This window comes from Klebsiella sp. HMSC16C06 (assembly GCF_001808325.1).
GTDB lineage: Bacteria > Pseudomonadota > Gammaproteobacteria > Enterobacterales > Enterobacteriaceae > Klebsiella > Klebsiella variicola.
The window spans coordinates 93,123-102,761 of sequence record NZ_KV793005.1 but is presented as its reverse complement, the minus strand read 5'-3'; the positions used below and the strand labels follow the sequence as shown (position 1 = coordinate 102,761).

The following is a 9,639-nucleotide window of genomic DNA, read 5'->3' as shown; positions in this document are numbered from 1 at the left end:
TACTCTATCCAGCTGAGCTACGGATGCATCGGGATTACTGCTGTAATTCTGATATCAAATTTCGCGATTTGCCATTCTTGTTAAAGAATGGTGCATCCGGGAGGATTCGAACCTCCGACCGCTCGGTTCGTAGCCGAGTACTCTATCCAGCTGAGCTACGGATGCATCGGGAAACTTGCTTTACTACGCGTCAGTGTCACAACTAACACCTGCCACACTGAGTATGATGGCCTAATCGGTAGAGTGACTCGATTATACCTCGCACTGCGGGCCGCTGCTTTCACAGCGTTCTTCTCTCTTAATTCAGAAAGAAGATGGTGCATCCGGGAGGATTACTCGGCTGCGCCTCGCCCTACGGGCCGTTGTTTACTCAACGTTATCCTCCCTGGTGCTGGCGATAATTTCGCAGCCCCTGCAACAACGATATCGCTATTACTAAGGAGAATATGGTGCATCCGGGAGGATTCGAACCTCCGACCGCTCGGTTCGTAGCCGAGTACTCTATCCAGCTGAGCTACGGATGCAAAATGGCGGTGAGGCGGGGATTCGAACCCCGGATGCAGCTTTTGACCGCATACTCCCTTAGCAGGGGAGCGCCTTCAGCCTCTCGGCCACCTCACCACACACGCCTCTTTCGAGTGCTTCGAAGAACTTGTTTCTGCTCTTCGTCGCTGCGATGGCGCACATATTACTTTCTGGTACTTATAAGTCAAACACTTTTTCGAGACCTTTTTTCGTTTGCACACTTCGCACGCAATTCGCGTGCAAAAACGGCAAAAAGGGCAATTTATCAACAGGAAATCAGACCTGGCGCAGGCATAACGCCAAACAGCCAAAGCGGCAAAGGGTGATGAAAACCGGTATTGCGCAGGGGAAAAAGTGAAAAAGGCAAAAATAACGGCGGGAAGGGATGCGCCTCACTGAACAGCGAGGCGCGGAAACCTTAGTAACTGGACTGCTGGGATTTTTCAGCCTGAATACGCTGGTAGATCTCTTCACGGTGAACAGATACTTCTTTAGGGGCGTTTACGCCAATACGAACCTGGTTACCCTTCACCCCTAAAACTGTCACAGTGACCTCATCTCCAATCATGAGGGTCTCACCAACTCGACGAGTCAGAATCAGCATTCTTTGCTCCTTGAAAGATTAAAAGAGTCGGGTCTCTCGTATCCCGGCATTATCCATCATATAACGCCAAAAAGTAAGCGATGACAAATACCTTGCGGTATAAGGCAGTCATGGCATCACATTCTGTTAAACCTAAGTTTAGCCGATATACACAATTTCAACCCGACTTTATCGTTATCAGTACTTATGACGCAAGGTGCCGTTTCCCCGAGGTTACGGCACCTATACCCGCCATACTTCAAGTTGCCTGTGTGTTGGCTTTCCTCACTCACCCCAGTCACTTACTTGAGTAAGTTCCTGGGGATTCGCTGCGTCGCCGCCTTCCTGCCACTCGAATTATTTAGGGTATAGGCGTTTATAGTTATTACAGTTTTGCGCTGACCCAGCCTTTCACACTGGCTAACGCTGCAGGGAGAGCAGACGCATCGGTACCACCGGCCTGCGCCATATCCGGACGACCGCCCCCTTTACCGCCCACCTGCTGAGCGACCATACCAACCAGCTCCCCTGCCTTCACGCGATCTGTCACATCCTTAGACACACCGGCAATCAGGGAAACTTTACCGTCTGCGACCGTAGCCAACACCACAACCGTCGAACCCAGTTGGTTCTTCAGATCGTCAACCATGGTACGCAGCATCTTCGGCTCCACGCCGGCCAGCTCGCTGACCAGCAGCTTAACGCCGTTAATCTCTTCCGCTTTGCTGGAGAGGTTTGCGCTCTCCTGCGCCGCAGCCTGCTCTTTCAGCTGCTGCAGCTCTTTTTCCAGCTGACGGGTACGCTCCAGCGCGGCGCGAACTTTCTCGCCGAGATTGTGGCTGTCGCCCTTCAGCAGCTGTGCGATATCGCTGAGCTGATCGCTCTGCGCGTGCAGCATGGCTATCGCGCCTTCGCCGGTTACCGCTTCGATACGGCGCACGCCAGCGGCGGTACCGGACTCAGAGGTGATGCGGAACAGGCCGATATCACCGGTACGCGCCGCGTGAGTCCCGCCGCACAGTTCGGTGGAGAAGTCGCCCATCTGCAGCACGCGGACGCGGTCATCGTATTTCTCGCCGAACAGCGCCATGGCGCCGGATGCGCGCGCGGCATCGATATCCATAATGTTGGTTTCGATAGCCAGGTTACGACGGATCTGCGCATTGACCAGATCTTCGACTGCACGGATCTCTTCCGGCTTCATCGCTTCGAAATGCGAGAAGTCAAAGCGCAGCGCTTTATCGTTAACCAGCGAGCCTTTCTGCGCTACATGGGTGCCGAGCACCTGGCGCAGCGCCGCATGCATCAGATGCGTCGCGGAGTGGTTCAGACGGATACGCTGACGGCGAGCCTCGTCCACATCGGCCTGCACCGCGTCGCCCACTTTCAGGGAACCGCTGGCGACTTTACCGATATGACCAATGGCCTGACCGTACTTCTGCGTGTCGCTGACGGCGAAGGAGAAGCCTGCGCCTTTCAGTTCGCCTTTATCGCCCACCTGGCCGCCGGACTCCGCATAGAACGGGGTCTGGTCGAGGATCACCACCGCTTCCTGGCCCGCGCTGACACTATCCACCGCTTTACCGTCGATAAACAGCGCAGTCACTTTGCCGTTCAGCTCCAGATGATCGTAGCCTTTAAATTCAGAGGCGCCGTCAACGCGGATCATCGCGTTATAGTCAGCGCCGAAACCGCTGGACTCGCGCGCGCGGCGGCGCTGCTCTTCCATGGCGGCCTCAAAGCCAGCTTCGTCAACTTTAATGTTGCGTTCGCGGCACACGTCCGCCGTCAGGTCGACCGGGAAGCCGTAGGTGTCGTACAGACGGAAGGCCGTTTCGCCATCCAGCGTGTCGCCTTTCAGCTTCGACAGCTCTTCATCCAGCAGCGCCAGTCCGCGCTCCAGAGTACGGGCGAACTGCTCTTCTTCAGTTTTCAGTACCTGCTCAACCTGAGCCTGCTGCTGTTTCAGTTCTTCACCGGCGGAACCCATCACGGCGATCAGCGGGGCAACCAGTTTCCAGAAGAAGGTGTCCTTCGCGCCCAGCATGTTGCCGTGACGGATCGCACGGCGAATGATGCGACGCAGCACGTAGCCGCGGTTTTCATTCGACGGGATCACGCCGTCAGCAATCAGGAATGCACAGGAGCGAATGTGGTCGGCAATCACACGCAGCGACTTGTTCGTCAGGTCGGTCGCGCCGGTGACTTTCGCCACGCTGGCGATCAGATCGCGGAACAGGTCGATATCATAGTTGGAGTTAACGTGCTGCAGCACGGCGGCAATACGCTCCAGCCCCATACCGGTATCAACGGACGGCTTCGGCAGCGGCTCCATGGTACCGTCAGCCTGACGGTTGAACTGCATGAAGACGATGTTCCAGATCTCGATGTAGCGGTCGCCGTCTTCTTCCGGGCTTCCCGGAGGGCCGCCCCAGATGTGATCGCCGTGGTCAAAGAAGATTTCGGTGCACGGGCCGCACGGACCCGTGTCGCCCATCTGCCAGAAGTTATCAGAAGCAAACGGCGCGCCTTTGTTGTCGCCGATGCGGATGATACGCTCGCGCGGAACGCCTACTTCATTGGCCCAGATGTCGAATGCTTCGTCATCGGTCTCGTAGACGGTGACCCACAGCTTCTCTTTCGGCAGGGCGAACCAGTTTTCACCGGTCAGCAGTTCCCATGCGTATTTGATGGCATCCTGTTTGAAGTAATCGCCAAAGCTGAAGTTGCCCAGCATTTCAAAGAAGGTGTGGTGACGCGCGGTGTAACCGACGTTTTCCAGATCGTTGTGTTTACCACCCGCACGCACGCAACGCTGCGCGGTGGTCGCGCGCGAGTAATTACGTTTGTCGAGGCCAAGGAAGACATCCTTGAACTGGTTCATCCCGGCGTTGGTAAACAGCAGGGTTGGATCGTTGTGCGGTACCAGGGAGCTGCTGGCAACTACCTGATGTCCCTTACTATGGAAAAAGTCGAGAAACGCCTGACGGATCTCAGCGGTGCTCTTGCTCATAATTATCCTGAAATCAAGCTACACGTCATCCTTCAAGTCGCCTCTGTCCTGGCTGCGCTTGCTCTCCCGGCACCGAACTGACGTGCGTTCCAGAAGATGTTCTCTCTTGCCGCCCTGATGCAGCTTGAATGATTTTGTGTATAAGGAATAATCGCCCTGGACGCTGTCTGTACTGTCACAACCAGCGGCCCGACGGAATAAAGTGGGAATAAGATAAGTTTTCTTTACGGCGAAGTAAAATCCCCGATGGGTCAATCTGCAAAATTTCGCCAGATTTCCTGGATATCTTCCATCAGGTAGCCGCGGTAAAGCAGGAATCGCTGAACTTTCACTTTTTCAGTAAAGGCGGAAGGTAACGGTTCGCCGTATTTACGCTGCGCCTGCTCCCTGGCAAGGCTCACCCAGTCGATATCACATTCGCGCATCGCCTGTTCAACGTCCTGGCGGGCAATCCCTTTCTGGCTGAGCTCCTGACGAATGCGCGCCGGGCCATAGCCTTTGCGGCTCCGGCTGGCGATGAACTGGCCGACAAAACGGTGATCGTCGAGATAGCGGTTTTCGATACACCAGGCAACCACCTGCTCCAGCTCTTCGGGGGTGACGTCCAGCGCCTCGGGGCCATTTTTGCTCATTACTGGTGCAGCCAGTTTGCGCCGCAGCTCCTGTTCGCTGTGGTCGCGCATGGCCAAAATGCGGATAGCGCGGTCCAGCAGGCGGGCGTAGCCGGAGCGGCGTGATGAAGGTTCAGTCACAGGCACCTCAATAATCTAAAAAATGCAAAAGGGCCGCATAAGCAGCCCTTTATCACTCTGTTAGACGATATCAGAAATCTTGTTCCGTTTCTTCTGCGTCGTTGCCGTCAACGGCGAAGTCCGGCGTAGAGTCCTGGTTGTTGAGCAGCAGTTCGCGAACTTTCTTCTCAATTTCTTTCGCCGCCGCCGGGTTCTCTTTCAGCCAGGTGATCGCGTTCGCTTTACCCTGACCAATTTTGTCGCCGTTGTAGCTGTACCAGGCGCCCGCTTTCTCAATAAGCTTCTCTTTCACGCCCAGGTCAACCAGCTCGCCGAAGAAGTTGATGCCTTCGCCGTAGAGGATCTGGAATTCAGCCTGTTTGAACGGCGCGGCGATCTTGTTCTTCACCACTTTGACGCGGGTTTCGCTGCCGACGACATTGTCGCCCTCTTTCACCGCGCCGATGCGGCGGATGTCCAGACGCACGGAGGCGTAGAACTTCAGCGCGTTGCCGCCGGTGGTGGTTTCCGGGTTACCGAACATTACGCCGATTTTCATACGGATCTGGTTGATGAAGATCAGCAGCGTGTTGGACTGCTTCAGGTTACCCGCCAGCTTACGCATCGCCTGGCTCATCATACGCGCCGCGAGACCCATGTGAGAATCGCCGATTTCGCCTTCGATTTCCGCTTTCGGCGTCAGCGCCGCGACGGAGTCGACGACGATAACGTCAACCGCGCCAGAGCGCGCCAGCGCGTCACAGATTTCCAGCGCCTGTTCACCAGTATCCGGCTGAGAACACAGCAGGTTGTCGATATCCACGCCCAGTTTGCGCGCATAGACCGGGTCCAGCGCGTGTTCGGCATCGATGAACGCACAGGTTTTACCTTCACGCTGCGCTGCGGCGATAACCTGCAGCGTCAGGGTGGTTTTACCGGAAGATTCCGGCCCGTAGATCTCGACGATACGGCCCATTGGCAGACCGCCGGCGCCGAGCGCAATATCCAGAGAAAGCGAGCCGGTGGAGATGGTTTCTACGTCCATAGAACGGTCTTCACCCAGGCGCATGATGGAGCCTTTACCGAATTGCTTTTCGATCTGGCCCAGTGCAGCCGCCAACGCTTTCTGTTTGTTTTCGTCGATCGCCATTGTTACTCCTAATCATGCAGGGTGAAGCGTGTTCGCTTCGCCGTTAATATTTGTTCAGTTGAGGCAATTATACTGTATGGTCATACAGTATCAAGTGTTTTGTAGAAATTGTTGCCAGAGCAGATTGAGCGCATAGGCCGTCGCCTGACGACGCACCGCTTCGCGGTCTCCGGCAAAGCATTCGCGCCGCGTCACGCCTTGCCCGCTCACGCTGGCGACACCAAACCACACCGTGCCGACCGGCTTTTCGTCGCTGCCGCCATCCGGCCCGGCGACGCCGCTAACGGAGATGGCATAGTCCGCGCGCGCCGCGCGCAGTGCGCCGATCGCCATCTCGACCACCACCGGTTCGCTCACTGCACCGTTCTCCCGCAGCGTCGCTTCGCTGACGCCGATCATTTGCGATTTGGCTTCGTTGCTGTAGGTCACAAAACCGCGTTCAAACCACGCTGAGCTGCCGGCAATATCGGTGATCGCTTTCGCTATCCAGCCGCCGGTGCAGGATTCCGCCGTGGTCACCGTCGCACCGCGCGCCTTCAGCGCCCGGCCCACCTTCTCGCTTAGCTGCATTAATTCTGAATCGGTCATTATCGCCCCGCTTTGGTCTGGATAAAGAGGCCATCAAAGATAGCACTTTCCACAGAGATATGGGGACGAGGTGTGGAATTTACGAGGGGACATCCAAAATGAATCATCCCGGCGACGCCGGGATGATAAATCGCACGATTACTTCATGCTGGCAGCGATCAGCGCCACGTTATGACGCATCATTTTCACATAGCTATCCGCGACGCCACCCGGTGCGGAGAGCGCCTCCGGATAGAGTTCGCCCCCCGGCTGGGCGCCTGTCGCGCTGGCGATTTGCTTCACCAGGCGCGGGTCAAGCTGGTTCTCCATAAACCAGGTATGGACGCCATCGGCTTTGATTTGCTTAATCAGCGCCGCCACCTGCGCCGCGCTGGCCTCGCTCTCTGAAGAGAGCCCCTGTGGCGCGAGGAATGTCACATTGTAAGCGCGGCCAAAATAGCCGAAGGCGTCATGGCTGGTCAGGACCTTGCGCTTTGCCAGCGGAATGGCGCTGAACTGCGCTTTCGCCCAGCCGTCGATATTCGTCAACTGCTCGATATAGCGCTTGCCGCTGCTGGTCAATGCCGCTTTATCTTCCGGGTCGGCTTTCACCAGACCATCGAGGATATTCTGCGCATACAACGCGCCGTTCGCCGCGCTGTTCCAGGCGTGGGGATCGGTCACCGTTTTGCCATCCTCATCAAGGGTATGGGTCTTGACGCCTTTCGACGCCACCACCAGCTCGCCCTTGAAACCAGAGGCCTTAATCAGACGATCCAGCCACCCTTCCAGCCCCAGGCCGTTGACCACCACCACGTCGGCCTTGCTGAGCAGCGCACTATCTTTCGGCGAAGGTTCGAAGGTATGTGGATCGCCGTCCGGGCCGACCAGCGTATCGACATGAACATGCTCCCCGCCGACCTGCTGCACCATATCACCCAGCACCGAAAAACTGCTTACCACGTTCAGCGTTTTTGCCATCGCCCCCTGCGCCATCAGCCCCAAAGCCAGCGCCACAACCATTGCACTACGTTTCATCATTTCCTTACCCCATCAATTTGCGCCAGCCGACCAGCAGCCGGCTATGCGTGCCAAAAAACAGCGAAATAAAAAACAGCGCGCTGGCGGTCAGCACGATGGCGGGCCCGGCGGGAAGACTGGCCGCCCAGGAGAGACTTAATCCCAGCCAGGCGCAGAGTGCGCCGGAGAGCGCCGCCAGCAGCAGAATACCCGGCAGCGTTCGCGCCCAGCAGCGCGCGGCAACCGCCGGAAGCATCATCACCCCTACCGCCATCAGCGTGCCGAGTACCTGAAACCCCGCCACCAGATTAAGCACCAGCAGCGCCAGAAACAGTCCATGCAGCAGCGCGGGAAGGCGGGGGTGGTTCACCTGCAGCCAGGCGCAGTCGAACGCCTCGCTGACCAGACCGCGGTAGCACAGCGCAATGCACAGCAGCGTCAGGCTGGCGACGCCGCTGACAAATAGCGCCGCGTCACGATCGACCGCCAGAATAGAGCCAAATAACAGATGCAGGAGGTCGACGCTGGAGCCGCGCAGCGACACCAGGGTGACGCCCAGGGCCAGCGATCCCAGATAAAATCCGGCAAAGCTGGCGTCCTCTTTTAACGGTGTCCGCCGGCTCACCCACCCGGCCACCAGCGCCACCACGATGCCGGCGATGAAGCCGCCCAGGGTCATGGCCAGCAGCGACATGCCGCTCAGCAGATACCCCACCGCCACCCCGGGGAGAATGGCGTGCGACAGCGCATCGCCCATCAGGCTCATGCGCCGCAGCAGCAGGAAGACGCCCAGCATGGTGGTGCTCAGCGACAGCGCCAGACACACCACCAGCGCCCGGCGCATAAAACCAAATTCAATAAAAGGCTGAAAGAAGGTGTGCCAGATCATGCCGACCTCGCATGACTGAAAGCCGGAAGTACCGCCCGGGTGACGCCCCAGCAGGCGCGTTGGGGAGTCAGCAGCAGCGTCTCGGGGAAAAAGTCGGCCACCCGCTGGTTATCATGCAGCACCGCCAGGATGGTCTGCCCCTGCTGATGCATCTCGAGGATCAATTCCATCAGTTCCCGGCAGGTCGCTTCGTCGATGCCGGTGAAAGGCTCGTCGAGCATCACCAGCGGCGCTTGCTGCACCATCACCCGGGCAAACAGCATGCGCTGAAACTGGCCGCCGGAGAGCGCCTCAATCGGCGATTTCGCCAGACCCGCCAGCCCGACCCGCTCCAGCACCGCGCTGATACGTCGCCGGGTATCGCCGCCCAGACCGCGTAGCAGCGACACGCCGGGCCATGCGCCCTGACTCACCACATCCTGCACGTTGAGAGGAAACTGCGACTCGAGGGCATGGCGCTGCGCCAGCCAGCCAATCACCGGCCGTTTCCCCTGCCAGCGCAGGCGGCCACTGACCGGTGGTAGAAACCCGGCGAGCGTTTTCAGCAGCGTTGATTTTCCGCAGCCATTGAGGCCAACGATTGCTGTCAGGCTGCCGGGGCATATCATCCCGCTCAACGGTGGGGTGATCGCCACCCCGTCATAGCCAGCGACCAGTTGCTCCAGCTCAATCATGGCAGCGCCACCGCCCACCAGGTCGCTAACCATAGCGCCACCAGCAGCACGCCTGCGATGGTCGCGCGCGTCGCGCCGGAGGCCATAAAAACTGATGTGAACATATTTCACCTCTTTTAATGTTATAACATAACAATACAGAAGCGAAAAAAGAATGTAAATCAGTGTCAGTGGGCAGAAATGTAACAAAGGTCAACAAGAGGCATGCGGGCGGGAAAAAACGAGAGGTTAAGCGCGGCCTCCCCGGCGTCATCCCCCGGTCGCGCTGCGCTTACCGGGGCTAGCAACCGGATACCGGACCGTAGCCCGGATAAGGCGCTGCGCGCCGCTATCCGGGGAGGCGCGGAATCTGTCAGTAACGTAGCCGCTGTGTTGCCGATGGGTGACAAGCTGTCATTGAACTCTCCCCTGGTCGCGCTGCGCTTACCGGGGCTACCAACCGGATACCAGACCGTAGCCCGGATAAGGCGCTACGCGCCGCTATCCG

At 57.9% G+C, this 9,639-nt stretch carries 8 protein-coding genes and 3 tRNA genes; all 11 read right to left on the bottom strand.

Annotated elements, in window-relative coordinates:
* Positions 1-88 precede the first annotated feature (88 nt).
* Positions 89-165 (bottom strand) — tRNA-Arg (locus HMPREF3142_RS15380).
* A 282-nt stretch (positions 166-447) separates the two neighbouring features.
* Positions 448-524: transfer RNA gene (locus tag HMPREF3142_RS15375), tRNA-Arg, on the bottom strand.
* Positions 525-528: 4 nt separating this feature from the next.
* Positions 529-621, bottom strand: a tRNA-Ser gene (locus HMPREF3142_RS15370).
* A 322-nt stretch (positions 622-943) separates the two neighbouring features.
* Positions 944-1,129, bottom strand: coding sequence for a carbon storage regulator CsrA (gene csrA, locus HMPREF3142_RS15365; RefSeq protein ID WP_000906486.1), 186 nt, complete (start codon positions 1,127-1,129; stop codon positions 944-946).
* A 364-nt stretch (positions 1,130-1,493) separates the two neighbouring features.
* On the bottom strand, positions 1,494-4,121 hold the full coding sequence (gene alaS, locus HMPREF3142_RS15360; RefSeq protein WP_012540791.1) for an alanine--tRNA ligase: 2,628 nt from the start codon (positions 4,119-4,121) through the stop codon (positions 1,494-1,496).
* A gap of 251 nt (positions 4,122-4,372) precedes the next feature.
* Complete coding sequence (gene recX / locus HMPREF3142_RS15355; protein ID WP_008806152.1) at positions 4,373-4,873, bottom strand: recombination regulator RecX; 501 nt, start codon at positions 4,871-4,873, stop codon at positions 4,373-4,375.
* A 70-nt stretch (positions 4,874-4,943) separates the two neighbouring features.
* Complete coding sequence (gene recA / locus HMPREF3142_RS15350) at positions 4,944-6,002, bottom strand: recombinase RecA (protein WP_004205686.1); 1,059 nt, start codon at positions 6,000-6,002, stop codon at positions 4,944-4,946.
* A 90-nt stretch (positions 6,003-6,092) separates the two neighbouring features.
* On the bottom strand, positions 6,093-6,590 hold the full coding sequence (gene pncC, locus HMPREF3142_RS15345; RefSeq protein WP_008806153.1) for a nicotinamide-nucleotide amidase: 498 nt from the start codon (positions 6,588-6,590) through the stop codon (positions 6,093-6,095).
* A 138-nt stretch (positions 6,591-6,728) separates the two neighbouring features.
* Positions 6,729-7,607, bottom strand: a complete 879-nt coding sequence (locus HMPREF3142_RS15340; protein ID WP_016161684.1) for a metal ABC transporter substrate-binding protein — start codon at positions 7,605-7,607, stop codon at positions 6,729-6,731.
* A gap of 7 nt (positions 7,608-7,614) precedes the next feature.
* Positions 7,615-8,478: a metal ABC transporter permease gene (locus HMPREF3142_RS15335; RefSeq protein ID WP_023340644.1), complete on the bottom strand. Its 864-nt coding sequence runs from the start codon at positions 8,476-8,478 to the stop codon at positions 7,615-7,617.
* Positions 8,475-9,185, bottom strand: a complete 711-nt coding sequence (locus tag HMPREF3142_RS15330; protein ID WP_162493235.1) for a metal ABC transporter ATP-binding protein — start codon at positions 9,183-9,185, stop codon at positions 8,475-8,477. The genes HMPREF3142_RS15335 and HMPREF3142_RS15330 overlap by 4 nt, the downstream gene beginning before the upstream one ends.
* Positions 9,186-9,639: the final 454 nt, after the last annotated feature.